We start from the raw sequence: 18,667 nt of genomic DNA, 5'->3' as shown, positions 1-18,667 counted from the left end.
CCTCTTGTTTAGCGTAAGTAGGGACAAGCCCCCTACTTACAAGGTATGCGCCGATTCTTTAAAAATGCGTCCTCTGTCCTCAAAGGATTTGAACATATCCCAACTTGCGCAGGCTGGCGACAGCAATACGGCATCTCCGGACTCAGCAAGTCCTGCTGCCTCTTGCACCGCCTTCCGCAAGGTAGATTCGGCGTCCTCCTCAGGTTCGACCAATCGTACATTCGTTAAACCTGCAAGTTCCGCTACCTTCGCCAGCTTGCTTCTCGTTTCGCCAAGCGCCACGAGTCCTTTCAGACGGTCGCGGAATACCGGAAGCAGCTCCATATAATCAGAGCCGCGGTCAAGTCCGCCCGCAATCAGAATGATCGGGGCGCTCATCGAACCAACAGACATCGTTGTTGCCGTCGGATTCGTTGCTTTGGAATCGTTATAATAATGAACGCCGTTTATTTCACCCGCATATTCAAGCCGGTGTTCGACCCCTCTGAATCCCTTCAAAGCCGGCACCATGGCTTGCGGAGCAACCCCTGCCGCAAGGCAGCCAGCGATAGCCGCTAGCGCGTTCGCCGCATTATGGCGGCCCGGAATACCAAGCTCGGATACGGGCAGAATCGTCTCTTCCGTTCCGTCTTCCTTGCGCCATACGATCATATGGGCAGCATCGGATTCTTTGCCTCTCTCAAACGGCGGTTCAACGCAAACCCCTTTGTCCAAACGCACATAAAGCGAGAACGGGAGAACTTTAGCTTGAACCGTGTCTGCAATAGCCCGGCAAGTTGCATCATCCCAGTTCAGAACGGCTATATCATCTGCCGTCTGGTTGGCGAACAGCTTCGTCTTGGATACGACGTAATCTTCCATGCCGCCATGGTAGTCCAAATGCGTCTCAACGATATTAAGCAGCATGGCTACCCGCGGACGGAACGAGGACGTTCCCTTCAGCTGAAAGCTGCTGAGCTCGGCAACGATCCAATTGTCTTCCGTCGCCTCGGCTGCCGCTTCGCATAGCGGCGTGCCGATATTGCCGGCAACGATAGGATTAAAGCCCGCTTCATCAAGCAGCTTGCCGATCCAGGTGGTCGTTGTTGTTTTCCCGTTAGAGCCCGTTATTCCGATAATAGGTGCCGCCGACAACCAATAAGCGACTTCCACTTCCGTAACAATCTCAACGCCATGCGTTTCGGCCTGCTGAACGGGACTAGCCGTGTAAGGAATGCCCGGGTTTTTCACCAAAAGCGCCGTATCGCCGGTAACCAGGTCATCCGGGTGATACCCGCATAGCACAGAAATGCCCAAAGCAGTTAATTCATCCGCTTCGGGGCATAGTTCACGTTCTTTTTTATCGTTAACAATGACTTCCGCTCCAAGAGCATGAAATACTTTCGCTACGCTCACGCCGCTTCTGGCTAGACCTAATACAACGACGCGGCGATCCCGATAAGTCGCCGGATGGTTCATGTGTACAACTCCTTCGTATAAGAAACGGCGAAAGCCGCTTAGTAGTCTATGTTATGTTCAGCTTGCCCTCTCCCGCCAGTCTGCCAATTAGGCAGCAGGCGGGAGACGCACCAAGCCATTATTGCTTATAGAGCAAGAAAAAGTCCAACCACGGCAAGGATTAAACCAACCGACCAGAACGTTGTAACAACGCGCCACTCCGACCAACCAATTAACTCGAAGTGATGGTGAATCGGACTCATCTTGAAAATCCGTTTGCCGCGGAGTTTAAACGATCCCACCTGCAGGATAACCGACAGCATTTCCAGAACAAACACGCCGCCAACAATAACGAGCAACAGCTCCGTCTTGGTCAGAATCGCAACTGCCGCAATACCTCCGCCTATCCCAAGCGAACCGGTGTCTCCCATGAACACTTTGGCAGGATGGGCATTGAAGATTAGGAAACCTAATACCGCGCCTACCATCGCAGCGGAGAAAATAGCCGATTCATGTTCGGACAATTGAAGCGCGATAATCGTAAATGCACCAAATGCAATTGCGCTTGTACCGGACAAAAGTCCGTCCAGACCATCCGTAAAGTTAACCGCGTTACTGGATCCGAACAGGATGATAACCACAAACGGATAATAGAACCATCCAAGATCAAAGCCCCATGACGTGCCCGGAACCGTGATCATCGTGCTGTGATTCATATTGTACAGCTCGGCACATACGATAATGGAGAACAATAACTGTCCGAACAGCTTTTGGCGCGCCGTCAAACCAAGCGAACGTTTGAAGACAATTTTAATATAATCATCCAAGAACCCGACAAGACCAAAGCCGAGCGAGGCTGTGAACAGCACCCAGAAATCCGGCGTTTTGTCGGAAAATTTCAAGAAGGAAATCAGGAGGGCCAGCATAATAATGATGCCGCCCATCGTTGGCGTGCCGCTTTTCTTCAAATGGCTTTGCGGACCGTCCGTACGGATTTGCTGTCCAAACTTCATGCGCCGGAGAAGCGGAATGAACAATGGTCCAAGCAGAACCGCTATTAAAAATGATGCACCTAATGAGAATAAGATGACCATCGTGTCCATTATTTAGCTCACCTCGCTTCCAAAGTTTGGACAATCTGTTCCATGCGCATGCCGCGCGAGCCTTTGACAAGCACCAAATCGCCAGGCTCCACTTGTTGTTTCAACCATTCTCCAAGCTTCCCTTTATCATCAAAATGTACAATGTCATAATCCTTCGCTTCAGCCGGGAATCGAGATAATGCACCTGCCGACGTGTGCTGCGACAATGGTCCGCAAGTGACCACGGCATCAGCCTTGTCCGGCGTAATATAAGCCCCGGTATCATAATGAAGGGATTCTTCTTCCGGGCCAAGCTCTAGCATATCGCCTAGCACGATCCATTTGCGCCGGAAGCCGCTCAGCTGCCCGACCAAATCAATTGCGGCACGTACGGCCGTTGGATTGGCATTATACGCATCGTTTAGAATCATAGCCCCGTTGTGCGCTTTAACCGGCTGAATTCTCATCCCCGTTAATTCAAGGCTAACAAGTCCTTCGCGAATCTTCTCTTCCGAAATGCCAAACCGGCGGCCAATCGCAATCGCGGCAAGCGCGTTGCTCACATTATGTTGGCCGGGCACGGGAATGGCATAAAGGGCAGAGACTGCTTCCTGTCCCTTGCGCTTAACCGCAAAGGCCGAAGAAACCGCGCCAACCTCAATATCGGCAGCCGACCACTCATTTGACTCGCCTAGTCCAAAGGTTTGTAACTGAATGCCTTCCGGCAGGGCCGTTACTTTCAATTCCGCTTCAAGCAGCGGCTCATCGCCGTTATACAGCAGAACGCCGCCTGAATGCAAGCCTTGCGCGATTTCCAGCTTCGCCTTCGCGATGCCTTCGCGCGAGCCTAACTGAAGCAGATGCGCATCTCCGATATTCGTAATGACCGCAACATCAGGACGGGCAATATTCGTTAGCAGCTCAATCTCGCCAAAGCCGCTCATGCCCATCTCCAGAACAGCCGCATCCGTCTCTTCATCCAATTGCAGAACGGTTAACGGCAGTCCAATATGATTATTCAAATTGCCGGCCGTCTTATGAACTTTGTAAGAAGTGCCCAGCACGGCGGCAACCATATCCTTCGTTGTTGTTTTGCCGTTGCTGCCCGTAATGCCGATGACACGGACATACAGTTCCTCCCGGTAGGAGGTAGCCAGAAGCTGCAGCGCCTTCAGCGTATCTCTGACAAAAAGCAGCGGCGCATCCGCCAGCTCTTGCGGAACTTCGCGCTTCGTCTCCCACAGTGCAGCTGCCGCTCCCTGTTGAAGCGCCTGCGCTACGTAGTTATGGCCGTCAAAGTTATCGCCAACGAGCGGAACGAACAGCTGCCCCGTCTGGATGCTGCGCGTATCCGTGCTGACTCCGGCAATTCGGATCGATTCGCCTTTATAGGCCCTAGCGCCGCACATGTCGGCTACTTGTTCCAATGTACGATTGATCAATGTAATAATCCCCTTATCGCTTCTTTTGCCACCAAACGGTCGTCAAAAGGATGCGTAACGCTTCCTATAATTTGATACGTTTCATGGCCTTTCCCCGCAATCAATACTACATCGCCCGGGCTTGCCATTTCAACCGCTTTTTCAATCGCGGCGCGGCGGTCTACCATCAGCTCATACCGATCGGAGGATACGCCGTCTTCCAGAAGACCAGCTTCAATATCCTTCAGAATAAGATCCGGTTCTTCCGTTCTCGGATTATCCGAGGTGACAAGCACATAATCCGCATAGCGGGCTGCTATCGAGCCCATGATCGGGCGTTTCGTCCGGTCGCGGTCTCCGCCGCAGCCAAATACGCATATCAAGCGAGGCGGAGCGAGTTCCTTCACGGCGCGCAGCACGTTCTCAAGACCGTCTGGCGTATGGGCGTAATCCACAACGACGGCAAATTCCTGACCCGCCTGAACCGATTCAACGCGGCCCGGCACGCCAGGGAGGGCTTCCAGACTAGCTTTGATCTGTTCCACCGTAAGACCTTCGATCAGCGCAGCCGAAATGGCGGCAAGCGCATTATATACGTTAAACTTGCCGACCATCTGGAGCGCGATATCCGCTTCTCCGCGGAATGTCTTAACCCGGAAGGTTGTGCCTTGCGGCGAAATGCGGATATTGGATGCAGAAACATCCGCTTCCTGATCAATCCCGTACGTAATCACTTCCGCCGAAGTCAGCTTGGCGTACTTCTTGGATACCTCATCATCCGCATTCAGTACCGCATAGGAACGGTCTTGCTCGTCTGCCGCGTAAATATTGCCCAATCGGGAGAAGAACAGCCCCTTCGCATCGGCGTATTTATCCATCGTACCGTGGTAATCCAGATGATCTTGCGTCAGGTTCGTAAATATGGCGGTGCGGAATCGGCAGCCCTTCACGCGTCCTTGTTCCAAGGCATGCGAAGAAACCTCCATCGCGCAATACGCCGTGCCTTCCTTGCGCATATCGGCCAAATATCGCTGCAACTGAAGCGCCTCCGGCGTCGTGCCGGACATCGGGAAGGATTTGCCCGCATAACGCATCTCTACCGTCCCGATTACTCCTGAATTTTTCCCATGATCATTCAGGATCTGTTCAATCAAGTAAGTCGTTGTTGTCTTGCCGTTCGTCCCTGTTACGCCAATCAGATTCAATGCCCTGCTGGGATGCCCGTAGAACCGGTCAGCCAATACCGCCATAGCGAGGCGGCTGTCCTTAACGACTAGCTGAGGCGCATCCAGCGCGAGCTCATGTTCAACGACGAATGCGACTGCGCCTTTGGCTGCCGCCTGCGGCGCAAACGCGTGGCCGTCAACCGTATGTCCAGGCAGGCAGATGAATAATTGTCCAGGCTCCACCTTGCGGGAATCGGTCTCGATACCGGTTATCTCCATATCGCCCGATCCGCTCAGCTTCGCCGTAATCAGCAGTTCTGCCAATTCGCTTAATCGCATGTTGTATTCCTCCCATATGTAGGTCTTTATCTCTCATTATAGTCAAGGAGGATGGTTTATATCATCATCCTTGACTACAGTAAGTCAAGAAGGATGCATCTATCATCTTCCTTGACCATCGTAAGTTAATGGGAATCTGTTAGATCATCCTCATCACCCAAATAAATACGGATCGTAGATCCTTTCTCCACCCTTGCTCCTACTGCCGGAGCCTGACGGATGACAACCTTGCCCGAACCGGCCGCCGACAGGTTGAAGTTCATATTCATATCCTCGTAAATATCGGACACCGATTGACCAACCAAGTTAGGCACCGTCACAATCGGGTTCTCGCCGAGCTTCAGCTTCTTGTCAATTTGTTTGTCGCGTGGCGGCACCTGCAAAATTGTTAAGGCGTCTTCCATAATGTTGCGTACGATTGGAGCCGCTACGACGCCACCGAACTGAATGCCTTGCGGATTATCTACCGCAACGTATACGACGATCTCCGGTTTGTCTGCCGGAGCAAAACCAACGAAGGATACGATATGCTCGTTGGGAGAATAACGTCCGTTAATAACTTTTTGCGCCGTACCCGTTTTCCCGCCTACTCTATAGCCGTCAATAAACGCATTGCCGCCTGTTCCAAGGGCAACGACGCTTTCGAGCGCTTCTCGCACCTGCTTCGACGTGTCCTCGGAAATGACCTTGCGGACCGCTTCCGGTTCATTCTGCTTCACGGTTTCTCCGATCTGCGGATTAATCCAAGCTTTAGTAACAAACGGCTTATACAAGGTTCCGCCATTAACCGCTGCCGAAACGGCGGCAATCTGCTGGATTGGCGTTACCGATACGCCTTGACCGAACGCGGTAGTCGCAAGCTCTACAGGACCAACCTTATCCAGCTTGAACAAAATACCATTCGCTTCGCCAGGAATATCAATGCCTGTTTTTGAACCAAATCCGAAGTTTTTAATATAATCGAAAAGCTTCTCTTTGCCAAGCCGATTGCCAAGGTTTACAAATCCCGGATTACAGGAGTTTTGCACAACTTCAAGGAACGTTTGGCTGCCATGACCGCCTTTTTTCCAACAGCGCAGCCTTGCTCCGCCGATCTCGACGGCGCCGGGATCAAAGAAGGTTTCGTTCTTTAGATCAACCTTCTTCTCTTCAATAGCCGCTGCGAGCGTAATAATCTTAAATGTCGAACCTGGCTCGTAAGTCATCCAGATCGGTAGATTTCGGTTATAAACTTCGCTTGGGTACTCCCTAAAGTTAGCCGGTTCATAAGTAGGCCGGCTTGCCATGCCTAATATTTCGCCCGTATTTGGATTCATCGCAATCGCGATAATATCGTCAGGCTGAAGGGCTGTCATCGCTTGATCCAGTTCCCGCTCCATGACCGATTGAATTTGCTGGTCAATGGTAAGTTCCATCGTTAAGCCTTGTTGCGGCGCCTTATAAGTATCCGATGAGTTCGGCATGATCTTGCCCGATGCGTCCGACAAGAAAGAAACATTGCCGTCAATTCCCGTGAGTTGATCATTGTATTTGGCTTCAACCCCGGTAAGTCCTTTATCGACCCCGGTAAACCCAAGCAAATGCGCCGCTAAGCTTCCATAAGGATAATAACGGTTATTGTCCTCCGCAACAACGATGCCCGGCAGTCGCAGGCCTCTGACTTGTTCGGCTTTGTCGAGAGACATTTTCCGGCCGCCCGGCTTTAACTGCACAATCATTTCCTTTTTGGACATTAGCTTAACGAGAGCTTCCTCCGTCATGTCCAAATAAGGCGCAAGCTTGGCCGCAGTTGCCTGTTTGTCCGGAATTTGAACGGGAATAGCCAGAACGGACGGCGTACTTACATCATACGCTAGCTTTACTCCGTTTCGGTCCCAGATCTCTCCGCGCTTCGCCTTGTAAGGAATTTCACGCCGCCAGGAATCCTCTGCTTTCGCAGAAAGTTTCTCCCCTTGCCACAACTGCACGTAAGCAAGCCGGAAGACCAAACCGGCGAAAGCCGCCACGGTAATCAGCAGCACGATAAACAACCGGCGACGCAACGTTACATTTGATACTTTCATCCTTGTTCCCCCTCACGCCTCACCCTCAGGATGAGCATACGCTGACGCTCATTCCCAACCTATGATGGACAAGTGGGGGATAGAACAAGCTATGGACGAATTATTGCTTGGATTCCTTGTTGCCAGCAGCGGCGTCTTCGGTCTGCCCGCTCGTGCCGGCCGCAAGATCCGTTTGCGGAGCAAGCGTAAGCTCAAGCAGACGTTCGCCGTTTTGAGTCACTTGCTTCTGGCTTGCGACATACCCTTCGCCTTTGGCCGTAACCCGAATATCCAAGACGGAAGCTATCTCAAGCGCATCCCGCAAGGAGATGCCCGTCATATCCGGAATTTTGAGCTTGTCCCGCTGCTCCGTGATCAAATACACTTTTTGAGCCGGATGAACTGACGCGCCTGATGCGGGCACTTGCTGCACAACCTTTGTTCCGCCGCCAACGACCTCCACGTTCAAGCTGCGGGATTTCAGTTGGGCTTTCGCCTGCGACACGGTCATGCTCGACAGCTTCGGCACGGTAACGGTCACTTCTTTCTTCTCGTTCTCGGTGCCTTTAATCGTTGGCGCAACACCCATATGTTTCAGGCTCTTGTACACAATGTCCTTGAAGGCCGGAGCCGCAACGGCACCACCGCCGGCAAGCGGATCATTCGGCTCGTCAACAACGATGTACAAAACAATCTTCGGATTCTCTACGGGAGCATAACCGATAAATGATACCACAAACTTGTCCGAAGAATATTTGCCGTTGATAACCTTTTGCGCCGTGCCCGTTTTGCCTGCTACCCGATAACCTTCGATATAGGCATTGCGTCCCGTGCCAATCTCTTGGTCCGAAACGACTTGCTCCAAATATTCGCCCACCTTCTTGGAGGTGTCCTTGGAAATAACCTGGCGCACAACCTTAGGCTCGGTTTTCACCGTTGTTTGCGTATTTGGATCATAGATTTGCTTAACGATATGAGGCTCCATCAGATTGCCGCCGTTCGCAACCGCCGCAACCGCCGCAACCTGCTGAAGGGCCGTTACTTGTACCTTGCCTTGACCAAACGATGCGCGCGCTATATCGGAAGGAATAGACAAGTTGACATTGATGCCGCCTGCCGCTTCGCCGCCGAGCAAGATCCCCGTCTTCTGGCCAAAGCCAAACCGGTTAATATAATCCAGTAGTTTCTCTCCGCCGAGCTGTTCCCAGCCCAGCTTTACAAAGGCCACGTTACTGGAACGTTTAAGGCCTTCCAAATAAGAAATCGTTCCCCAGCCTACTTTGTTAATATCTTTTACCGGCGCGCCAGGTACCGCAATCGAACCGGAATGATAAGTGGCATTCGGATTAAAAATCCCTTCTTGCACCGCTGCCGCCAGCGTCACGATCTTAAACGTTGAACCGGGTTCATATAAAGACTTGATCGCATGGTTATACGCATTCTCGTAATTACTGTCCCAATAGGTATTTGGGTTAAAAGTCGGATAATTGGCCATCGCCAAAATTTCCATCGTATTTGGATCAGCCGCAATGGCGGTAATGCTCTTAGGCTTGTATTTCTCGTTAATGCCCACGAGCGCTTCTTCCACGTAATGCTGGATATCCATATCAATGGTGAGCGCAATATCCTGACCGTCCTTGGCCGGCTTGTATTCCACTTCGCCTTGCGCAAGCTGTACCCGTTTGCCGTCCTTCTCGTATTTGAGCTCGCCGTCGACGCCTTGCAGCTTATCGTTGAAATAAGCCTCAATGCCTGTAGCGGCTTGCCCCTCTTTCGTTACATAGCCAAGCAATTGCGAGGCCATCGAATTACGAGGGTAATAACGCTTCTGGTCTTCAAAGAGATAAATACCAACGTCCTTCGTTTTGTATTTATCGTACAGCTCCTTCCGAAAAGCCACGACTTTGTCCGCAAGCTCTTTATCGATCTTCCAGCCTTCCTCGTGAATCTCGCGCTGCTGATAGAATTCGCCGTCAGCCTTTTGCTTGGTCACAATATCAAGCAAATCGGCTTTGGGCTTGCCGAGAAGCTTGCTTAATCCTTCCGCTACTTCGTCGGCGATATTCAGCTTGTTAATCATAAAAGGGTTGACCGTAACATCGTAAGCGATAGAGTCCATCGCGAGCATGTTGCCGTCTCTGTCCGTAATTGACCCCCTCTTCGCTACCAGCTTCTCTTCTGCCGCCCATCTTGACTTTGCTTTATCATACCAGAAGTCTCCCTTAACGACTTGCACCCAATAGATTCTGCCGATTAGAACAACAAAAAGGAGGGTAATTATCCCTCCAAACAACAACGTACGAAGTTTAATTCGTTTCACCATATGCGTCACCTATTCCGACTTAGCGGACTGTGTATTTACCATGATGTCAGGCTGTTCCGTGCTTGCCATGCCTTGCGTCTCGGCCATCTTGCGGATCCTCTCAGGATCGCTCAGCATTTCGACTTGCTTTTGCAACTCTTTCATGTCAATGTTCAAAGCCGCAGATTGATTATTCATCTGTTTGATTTGAACTCGCATATCATAGTTTTTCGCATATTGGTTCACAATGACGCCAAGCACGATTACGCAAAGCACAACTGTAAACATGTACAGCAGCTTCTCTTGAATCGGAATCGACTTGCGCTTTACTACAACTCGTTTCGTCTCGCGGATGACCGTCTTCTGATCGGGCTTGCGCTTTGGCTGCATGGCCAAATTGCCGTTAATATAAGCCAATATAAGTACCCCCTTAAAAGAACCTACAATTTTTCTGCGACACGCAGCTTGGCCGAACGAGAGCGGGGATTGACTTCAAGCTCATGCTCTGTCGGAACAATCGGCTTGCGGTTCACTAACCGAAGCTTTCCTGTGCCGCCGCATACACATTTCGGGAAATCCGGCGGACAAGTGCATTTTTCAACATAACTCGCAAATAAATGCTTGCAGATGCGATCTTCCAAGGAATGGAACGTAATAACCGATACTCGGCCGCCTGAACGAACGCATTTGACTGCCTGTTCAAGCGCATCCTCCTCAGCGCCAAGCTCATCGTTAACAGCGATCCGAAGGGCTTGGAACGAACGTTTGGCCGGATGGCCGCCAGTCCGTCTTGCTGCAGCCGGAATGCCGGATTTGATTAATTCGGCAAGCTCACCGGTTGTTTCTACGGGCGCGTTCGTGCGAGCCTGCACAATTTTGCGCGCGATCTGTCTTGCAAATTTCTCTTCCCCGTACACATGCAAAATGCGAGAAATTTCCCGCTCCTCCCAGCTATTGACGATATCATAAGCGGTTAAAGCCCCGCCCTGATCCATCCTCATATCAAGCGGCGCGTCATGGTTGTAGCTGAAGCCGCGCTCCGCTTCATCAAGTTGCGGACTGGAGACGCCTAGATCAAACAAAATACCGTCGACCTGCGGGATACCATCGACCATTGGAACATCACACGTGAGAAGCATTTCTTCCAAATAACGAAAATTGCTTTTGACTAGCGTTACTCTATCCATATAGGGAGCAAGCCTTACGCGTGCGTTCTCCAGCGCAGCATCATCCTGGTCAAATGCGATTAAACGCCCTCCACCGCTTAGCTGGGACACAATTCTCTCACTATGGCCTGCGCCGCCAAGCGTACAGTCGACGTATATGCCGTCTGGCTTAATCGCCAGTCCGTCTACCGCCTCTTCCAATAGCACTGTAACATGCTGAAACACGCTAACATCCTCCCATTCCTGTTGTTTACTCTAGAAGTTAAAGTCAAAATCAACCAATTTCTCCGCGATTTCATTAAACGCCTGTTCGGATTGCTCATAGTAGCCTTCCCATGTTGATTTGCTCCAAATCTCAACGCGGCTAGATACGCCAAGCACCATGCAATCCTTGTCCAACTTTGCATAATCGCGAAGGTGGGCTGGTATGTTTACCCTTCCCTGTTTGTCCAGCTCGCATTCCGTTGCGCCGGAAAAGAAAAACCGGGTAAACGCACGGGCATCCGACTTCATTAGCGGCAGCGACTTGAGCTTCTGCTCCAGCACGCTCCACTCATTCATAGGGTAAACGAACAAACAGTTGTCCAAACCGCGGGTAGCGATAAAGCTTATGCCTAGCGAATCTCGGAACTTCGAAGGAATAATAATGCGGCCCTTCTCATCAATGGTATGTTGATATTCACCCATAAACATGAGATGCGCCCCACCCCTTCCCCCATATCCTCCACTTGGCACCACTTTTCCCCACTAAGATAGACTAGTTCGCCACCTAAAATAAAAATCCTGCTCGAGTGAGCAGGATTTTTGAAAATTATTTCATATGATTAACCTTTTGGCTGATCCGGATCTTCTTCTTGGCCATCCTCCTTGGCCGTTGGGGCAATTGGAGGTTTAACGTGAGCTCTGAAGCTTTGTTTGGAACGGTGTCTTCCGCGAAGCCAATAGATTGGCAGACCGATAATTGCAACCAGCAGCAGGATTGGCAGCGCGCCCGCCACGAAGATGAGCAAGCCTTGCAGGACGGTGACCATAGCGTCTACGCTGTCATTCAAAGCTTGTGACATTTTACCGCCAAGACCATCTTCAACTGATTTCGTATCGGCCCCCGCTTCGGGCTGGTAGAGCCTCAGCTCGATTGTCGAATAGGATACGTTGTTATCAAGGTAGCGGATTCGGCCTTTCAACCGCTCGATGTTTTCCTGAACCGTCGCCAGCTGCTCCGAGAATTTCACCAGATCATCCGCTTTAGTCGCTTTGTCCATAAAGGCGAGAAGCCTTTGTTCCACCACTTGCTGCGCCTTCAGCCTCGATTGGAGGTCAACGTATTCTTCCGTAACGTCCGTTCCGCTTATTTGCCGTTCGAACTTTTTATGTTCAATGCCGTCCAGACGGTCGATAAAATCCATAAAACCGGCAGCAGGCACTTTAATGGTATAGGTGGAACTTTTCTCTCCGTTATATTGTCCATCCTGAAATTGCAAAATATAGCCGCTAGCTTGGTGGATCGCGTTACGGAGCGCCGTTGCCGCCTTGTCATAATCAACGGCTTCAATCGTCAAATTCGCTTTGTAGATCAGCTTCTGATTAAGTCCCGTACCGGTGCCTTCCGCGGCAATCTCGCCAACCGACCCTCCGTCCGCGCTTCCTCCTACCGCAGAAGGCGCTTCGGCGGAGCTTGCTGCCGCGCCTTCCGTTGCGGTTACTGCCTTATTTTCGCTGACGGACATCTGTTCGGTTGCTCCGGTTGTAGCTGAATTCGTGCCGCCGTTTCCTTTGGAGTCCATGTTGCTGCTTGCTTCCGAACAACCGCCAAGAATTAACGCTAGAGCCATGATCATGAGTAAGAACGTATACCATTTTGTTTTATTCCGCATCCATACTCCCCCTTTTTATATCGCTCTAGACGAATAAAAATTGGAAAGGTTGCACAAGGGAGAGAAAACCTGTTAAATGGCAAGATTGCTTAAAAATAAAGCAATAAGCTCTATGGCAAGCTTAGAAGTCTGATCATTCCGGTCAAGCAGCGGATTCACTTCCACAAACTCGGCAGAGCATAGTGCCGCAGACGATGCGAGTAGTCGAAGGGCCTCTCTGGCTTCATCTGCCGTTAACCCCCGCTGTACGGGCGTACCTGTCCCTGGAGCCTCGGATGGATCTATGCTGTCGATATCAAAGCTAAGATGGATACCGTCCATACCTAAGCCAGCCTGATTCAATGCTTGAGCCACTATGGAAGCCATACCTTGGCGCCTTATATCTGCCACGCCATAGCAAGTAATCCCCTCCGCCCAAATCAGCGCCTCCTCCGGAGGATCCAGATCGCGGGCTCCGATAAGGACAATATTGCCGGGCGCGACCGTACCCGCTCCCGGCAATAAATGCGACAAAGACAATTGTGCCCTTCCTAAGGCAACGGCTAGCGGAATACCGTGCATGTTGCCGGAAGGGCTGGTAGACTCCGTGTTCATATCGGCATGCGCGTCGATCCAAATAACGCCTAGCTTGCGATGCCGCGCCGTCAACCCGGCTAGCGTTCCCATCGCCAGACTATGGTCGCCGCCAAGCACAAACGGGAACCGGCCGGCCGTCACGGCCGTCTCCACCGCTTCTGCCAGCGCCACCCCCATCTTTAATACTTCTACGGCATGGTTCATGGGCACTTGAATAGAAGGAGCGGCCATACCTGAACGATCCAATTTCCTCATCTCGTCAATGTTGCAGCCAAGCTGAAGCAACCGACTGGTCAGTCCCAGCTGGATTAAATAGTCCGGGGCCTGCTCGCTTCCCGCTCTTCCGGCCCCAAGTCCAAACGGCGCGGATATCAACGAAATTCGCGGCTTCCTCGTCATACTTGAAACACTTCCTTAATCCGCTCCAGCGCCCAGTCGAGCTCCTCCTTCGTTATAATTAATGGCGGGGCAAAACGAATCGCGGTCTCATGCGTCTCTTTGCACAGCAGCCCAATCTGAAACAAAGCCTCGCAATAGGCACGGGCTTGCACGGAAAGCTGCATGCCTATGAATAACCCTTTCCCTCTTATTTCAACGATATCTTCATGGCTGATCGCCTCTAGATTTTGCTTGAAATAGCGGCCAAGCTGTTCCGACCGCTCAGCCAGCTTTTCATCCTCCATGACCTTTAACGCTGCTAATGCAACCGCCGATGCAAGCGGATTGCCGCCAAACGTCGAACCATGCGAACCAGGTTCAAACAAACCAAGCACATCATCCCCGGCTGCCACGGCCGAGATCGGAAGCACCCCTCCGCCAAGCGCCTTGCCCAAAATATAAACATCCGGCGTAACGTCTTCCCAATCACAAGCGAAACGTTTACCCGTCCGACCAAACCCGGTTTGAATCTCATCGGCCATAAACAATACGTTATGCTGCCTGCACAACTCGAAAGCCTGCTTCAAAAATCCGTCAGGAGGTGCAATAACGCCTGCTTCTCCTTGAACCGGCTCCACCAGAAACGCTGCCGTATTTGGCGTGATCGCATTCGCAAGCGCTTCGGCATCGCCGTAAGGAATGATCTTGAAGCCCGGCGTGAATGGGCCAAAACCCGCGCGGTATTGCGCTTCCGAGGAAAAAGAAGTGATTGTAATGGTACGTCCGTGGAAATTACCTTCGCACACGATAATTTCGGCTTGACCGGAAGGTACGCCCTTTATCCGATAAGCCCAGCGCCGAGCTGCCTTCAACGCGGTTTCTACCGCCTCGGCCCCTGTATTCATCGCCAATATTTTGGACTTGCCCGTAAATTCCGCGAGTTTCCTGGATAATTGCCCAAGCTGCTCGCTGTGGAAGGCTCTGGATGTCAACGCCACCTTATCCGCCTGCTCCTTGAGCGCACGTATGATTGCGGGGTGCCGGTGGCCATGATTAAGCGCGGAATAGGCGCTAAGCATATCCATGTACTTGCGGCCTTCCGGGTCCTCCACCCACACGCCTTCCGCGCGTGTGATGACAACAGGAAGCGGACTGTAGTTGCGCGCACCGAAACGATCCATAAGCCGTATCGTGTCAACGGAGCTTTTCATTATGCATCCCTCCCGAAAAGAAGAATTACGAAGCCATTATTACTTCGTAAACGTCCTTCTTGTATCATTGTACGACGGTTGCCGCAAGTCCCATGACCGGGTAAAAAAAAGAACGCGCCAATAGGCACGTTCTGCGGGTCAACTATTAAAAACTAGGTTTTAGTCTTCCTTCCAGCTGTCGAGATAAGCGACTTGTTCAGGCGTCAGCTTATCAATGCTGATGTTCAGCGAGTCCAACTTAAAGCGCGCTACCTGCTCATCCAGCTCGTAAGGAACGTTAACGACTTTTTGGCCGATATTCGCGTACTCTTCGTTTACGTATTTAAGTCCAAGCGCTTGAAGAGCAAACGTCGTATCCATAATTTCTGCCGGATGCCCGTCGCCTGCCGCCAAGTTGACGAGACGTCCTTCCGCAAGCACATAAATGCTGCGGCCGTCCTTCAGCTTGTATTCTTCAATGTTGCGGCGAACGGTACGGATGTCGGTCGACATCGCCGCAAGCTCCGGCTTGTTGAACTCCACGTCAAAGTGGCCGGCATTCGTTAGAATGGCACCGTTCTTCATCACTTCGTAATGCTCGGCGCGAATGCAATCTTTGTTGCCCGTAACCGTAATGAACAATTCGCCGACTTTAGCCGCTTCTGCCATCGGCAGCACCGTAAAGCCGTCCATGTAAGCTTCAACCGCTTTGATTGCGTCTACTTCGGTCACGACAACATTTGCGCCAAGGCCCTTCGCGCGCATCGCAACGCCTTTGCCGCACCAGCCGTAACCAACAACTACAACCGTTTTGCCCGCTACCACAAGGTTGGTCGTACGGTTAATGCCGTCAAATACGGATTGACCCGTACCATAGCGGTTATCGAACAAATATTTGCAGTACGCGTCATTCACCGCAACCATCGGGAAGCTGAGCGTGCTTTCCTTCTCCATTGCTTTGAGACGGATAATGCCCGTCGTTGTTTCTTCAGCGCCTCCGCGCAAATTCTCGCGCAGGTCCGGACGTTCCGTATGCAAAATGGTAACGAGATCGCCGCCGTCATCAATGATCAGATCAGGCTTCGTTTCAAGCGATTTGATCAGCAGCTCTTTGTATTCCTTCGGATCCGGATTGTATTTGGCAAATACCGTAATGCCGTCTTCCACCAGCGCAGCGCAAATATCGTCTTGCGTCGACAACGGATTGCTTCCCGTGATCGTTACGTCCGCGCCGCCCGCTTGAACGACCTTTGCCAAATAAGCGGTTTTCGCCTCAAGATGAAGCGAGATCGTCACTTTCAGCCCTTTAAAAGGGAGTTCCTTCTCGAATTGGTCGCGAATCCGGTTTAATACCGGCATATGCGCGCTTGCCCAGTCGATCTTCAAATGCCCTTCCGGTGCAAGGGCGATATCGCGAATAATGCTTTTTCCAACTGTACTCATGCCTTATAATAGCCTCCTACAAATATCTTTCCACGATTTCCTTCTATTTAGCGATTTATTACAAGTAGACTAGCTGATGTCCGCCGACCGGACTGAACGGAAGCTCAAGAAGTTTCTCCAGCCAAACCGATCCGTAGCGGTTCATATACCCCGCCATATTGATGACTCTCTCCTGCGGTTTGCCGTTAGGCCATAACGACAGCGCAATGCGGTCAAGCTGGCGGATGGACGCATCGTATTGCTTGTTGAAAGCATCCTTCGTCTTCGCTTCCAAGTATTCGATCTGCTCAACGATCTTCTGGCGGTTTGTCTCGCCGAGCTTCAGAAGTCCCGGTTGAATCGAACCTGCTAGTTCAAGCAGCGGCCCATACATCGTAATAAACGTCTGCTTCACATCATGGAACCGTTCTTCGATGGACAGCTGGTCCTGCTCCGACAGCCACTGCTGTTTGCGGGCTTCAAAGCGTTTGGCCACATCCTCGAAAGAAAGCTCATATTTCATCATATGCTTCGCAATCGTTCCTTCGACCAAGGTAAAGGACATCCGCGGCACAATAATCGGCATTTCCATACCTAGCTTGCGGAAGGCATCCCCGGTTAAAGCCCAATAAGCAATTTCGCCAGGACCAAGTACCGTTCCAAGAACAGGGAACAGATAATCTTGCATAATCGGTCTGGTAAGTACGTTATTGCTAAGCTGCGAAGGGTTCTCTTCCGCCAGCTTAAGCAGCTGCTCCTTGGACCAGAACGACGTCCCTTTGCGGTCCTGGAACTGTCCGTCGCGTTTATGAAGCAGCGTTCTCTCGTGGCCATTGGCCTGATTAAACACAAACAGATTCGCACTGCCTTCAACAACGTCCGCCTGCAGCTGGTAACCGCATGATTTCACTTTGCCGGCAGCCGCCAGATAAGCCTCTTCAAGCTCATCATTGCGCTCAATCAGCTGGCGGAACATCGGAGCTTCCACTCTGCGCAGCTTCGGATCGTCCGCGTCAAGCAGCACAAGTCCTTCCTTGCCGAACAAAAAGGCGAGAATACCGGCGAACATATCCGATAAAGACCGGGATTGTTCAGCGATTTGCTTCAGCTGTTCCAACAGTGCTGGCTTGAAATCAGAATGAGGAAGCGTTTGTTCCAGTTCTTCAAGCAGCTTGTTCCAGCTTTCTCCGTCTACCGCCGTCCGGCTGACCGACGTTCTTGGACCTTCGGGACGCTGCAAGATCAGCTTGCGAAGTTCCTGCTCCGCATTGAGCACAAAGGTATGATTGGCTTCATCCCAATCATGATCCTCGCCCGCAATCCAAAAGACTGGGACTACCTTGCGGCCAAGCTTCTCGGAAGCCCATTTGGCGCCGCTCACGATGGAGACTGCTTTATGTATGACCAGCAGCGCTCCTGACCATAATCCGGCTTGCTGCCCGCCAATAATGACCGGAGCCCCTTCCGCAATCGCACGTATAGACGCATCTACCTCCGGCGTCGTATACGGGCTGTTATATTGACGCAGCACATCAGCCACTTCGGCCGCGTTTGCGCGTGTGCCAGCTAGCTCCTCAAGACGCTGCAAGCGGGTTGCCCAATCCTGCTCCCGTCCGGCGAAATAGCCGTAAAGCGAATCCATATTTGCGTCCGTACGATGTATATACGCCTCTGTTAAAGGCTGGGCGCTTGGCAAGTCATAACGTTCCGTATTCATAGCGCAACCAGTTCCTCCTAAATCAATCTTATATTTTGAATAACTGTAATCATTCATGCAACACTTTGATTGTACACAAAGGATAAGCCGCGCGTCAAAACAAAAAGACCCGCAACTTTTAAGTTGCGGGCTTCAATTGAAATTATGCGGAAAAAATTTGTTGACCGATCGCGATAAACATAAGAAGCAGATAGGCCATGCTCATTGTAAAAAAACCAAGCCGCCATACGGCGCGGAACACTCTTTTCATATTGACGTTGCCGCGTTTGCGGAACTGCATGTTGCCAAGCAGGCCTCCGCCAAGCAGCATAAAAAGAATAATGGCAAACAATCCAAACGAGCTATTGAATATGGAATCGAATAAGACGGCCACGCATCCGATCAAGAGCAGCGTTGTAACGTCCATGGCCAGTTGAAACGCTTTTTTTCTATCGTCTGAGAACATGCCATATCCGAAATAAACAAGAAAAAACGGAATGACAGGTATAACGGCCAAATAGGCGTAGACGTATTTAATGCTGTCCCATAAAAAGCCCATGTCATCCGCACCTTTCC

At 51.3% G+C, this 18,667-nt stretch carries 15 protein-coding genes; all 15 read right to left on the bottom strand.

Annotation, left to right across the window (positions count from 1 at the left end; genetic code table 11):
• Window positions 1-36: 36 nt before the first annotated feature.
• On the bottom strand, window positions 37-1,458 hold the full coding sequence (gene murD / locus QQK89_RS13055; protein ID WP_284239009.1) for a UDP-N-acetylmuramoyl-L-alanine--D-glutamate ligase: 1,422 nt from the start codon (window positions 1,456-1,458) through the stop codon (window positions 37-39).
• A gap of 125 nt (window positions 1,459-1,583) precedes the next feature.
• A complete protein-coding gene (gene mraY / locus QQK89_RS13050) occupies window positions 1,584-2,540 on the bottom strand; it encodes a phospho-N-acetylmuramoyl-pentapeptide-transferase (protein WP_284239008.1) in 957 nt (318 codons plus the stop codon).
• A gap of 8 nt (window positions 2,541-2,548) precedes the next feature.
• Window positions 2,549-3,961, bottom strand: coding sequence for a UDP-N-acetylmuramoyl-tripeptide--D-alanyl-D-alanine ligase (locus tag QQK89_RS13045; protein WP_284239007.1), 1,413 nt, complete (start codon window positions 3,959-3,961; stop codon window positions 2,549-2,551).
• Window positions 3,958-5,445 (bottom strand): UDP-N-acetylmuramoyl-L-alanyl-D-glutamate--2,6-diaminopimelate ligase, encoded by a 1,488-nt coding sequence (locus tag QQK89_RS13040; protein ID WP_284239006.1) that lies wholly within the window; start codon window positions 5,443-5,445, stop codon window positions 3,958-3,960. Before QQK89_RS13040 ends, QQK89_RS13045 begins: the two co-directional genes overlap by 4 nt.
• A 125-nt stretch (window positions 5,446-5,570) precedes the next feature.
• Entirely contained in the window at window positions 5,571-7,508 is a 1,938-nt protein-coding gene (locus QQK89_RS13035; protein WP_284239005.1) for a stage V sporulation protein D, read from the bottom strand.
• Window positions 7,509-7,608: 100 nt separating this feature from the next.
• Window positions 7,609-9,810, bottom strand: a complete 2,202-nt coding sequence (locus QQK89_RS13030) for a penicillin-binding transpeptidase domain-containing protein (protein WP_284239004.1) — start codon at window positions 9,808-9,810, stop codon at window positions 7,609-7,611.
• 9 nt (window positions 9,811-9,819) lie between these two features.
• Window positions 9,820-10,206 (bottom strand): cell division protein FtsL, encoded by a 387-nt coding sequence (gene ftsL, locus QQK89_RS13025; RefSeq protein ID WP_284239003.1) that lies wholly within the window; start codon window positions 10,204-10,206, stop codon window positions 9,820-9,822.
• A 23-nt stretch (window positions 10,207-10,229) separates the two neighbouring features.
• Window positions 10,230-11,180 (bottom strand): 16S rRNA (cytosine(1402)-N(4))-methyltransferase RsmH, encoded by a 951-nt coding sequence (rsmH, locus tag QQK89_RS13020; RefSeq protein WP_284239002.1) that lies wholly within the window; start codon window positions 11,178-11,180, stop codon window positions 10,230-10,232.
• Window positions 11,181-11,210: 30 nt separating this feature from the next.
• Window positions 11,211-11,648 (bottom strand): division/cell wall cluster transcriptional repressor MraZ, encoded by a 438-nt coding sequence (gene mraZ / locus QQK89_RS13015; protein ID WP_284239001.1) that lies wholly within the window; start codon window positions 11,646-11,648, stop codon window positions 11,211-11,213.
• Window positions 11,649-11,779: 131 nt separating this feature from the next.
• The gene (locus QQK89_RS13010) at window positions 11,780-12,829 is read right to left on the bottom strand and encodes a DUF4349 domain-containing protein (RefSeq protein ID WP_284239000.1); all 1,050 of its coding nucleotides are present in this window, start codon (window positions 12,827-12,829) and stop codon (window positions 11,780-11,782) included.
• A 72-nt stretch (window positions 12,830-12,901) separates the two neighbouring features.
• Window positions 12,902-13,804: an arginase gene (rocF, locus tag QQK89_RS13005; RefSeq protein ID WP_284238999.1), complete on the bottom strand. Its 903-nt coding sequence runs from the start codon at window positions 13,802-13,804 to the stop codon at window positions 12,902-12,904.
• Window positions 13,801-14,994 (bottom strand): ornithine--oxo-acid transaminase, encoded by a 1,194-nt coding sequence (locus tag QQK89_RS13000; RefSeq protein WP_284238998.1) that lies wholly within the window; start codon window positions 14,992-14,994, stop codon window positions 13,801-13,803. Before QQK89_RS13000 ends, rocF begins: the two co-directional genes overlap by 4 nt.
• 159 nt (window positions 14,995-15,153) lie before the next feature.
• Window positions 15,154-16,416, bottom strand: coding sequence for an adenosylhomocysteinase (locus QQK89_RS12995; RefSeq protein ID WP_284238997.1), 1,263 nt, complete (start codon window positions 16,414-16,416; stop codon window positions 15,154-15,156).
• A gap of 58 nt (window positions 16,417-16,474) precedes the next feature.
• The gene (gene bshC / locus QQK89_RS12990; protein WP_284238996.1) at window positions 16,475-18,112 is read right to left on the bottom strand and encodes a bacillithiol biosynthesis cysteine-adding enzyme BshC; all 1,638 of its coding nucleotides are present in this window, start codon (window positions 18,110-18,112) and stop codon (window positions 16,475-16,477) included.
• 142 nt (window positions 18,113-18,254) lie between these two features.
• The gene (locus QQK89_RS12985; RefSeq protein ID WP_284238995.1) at window positions 18,255-18,650 is read right to left on the bottom strand and encodes a DUF3397 domain-containing protein; all 396 of its coding nucleotides are present in this window, start codon (window positions 18,648-18,650) and stop codon (window positions 18,255-18,257) included.
• Window positions 18,651-18,667: the final 17 nt, after the last annotated feature.

It is taken from the genome of Paenibacillus glycanilyticus (genome assembly GCF_030161375.1).
Lineage (GTDB): Bacteria > Bacillota > Bacilli > Paenibacillales > Paenibacillaceae > Pristimantibacillus > Pristimantibacillus glycanilyticus_B.
This window is presented reverse-complemented; position numbering and strand designations above follow the sequence as displayed.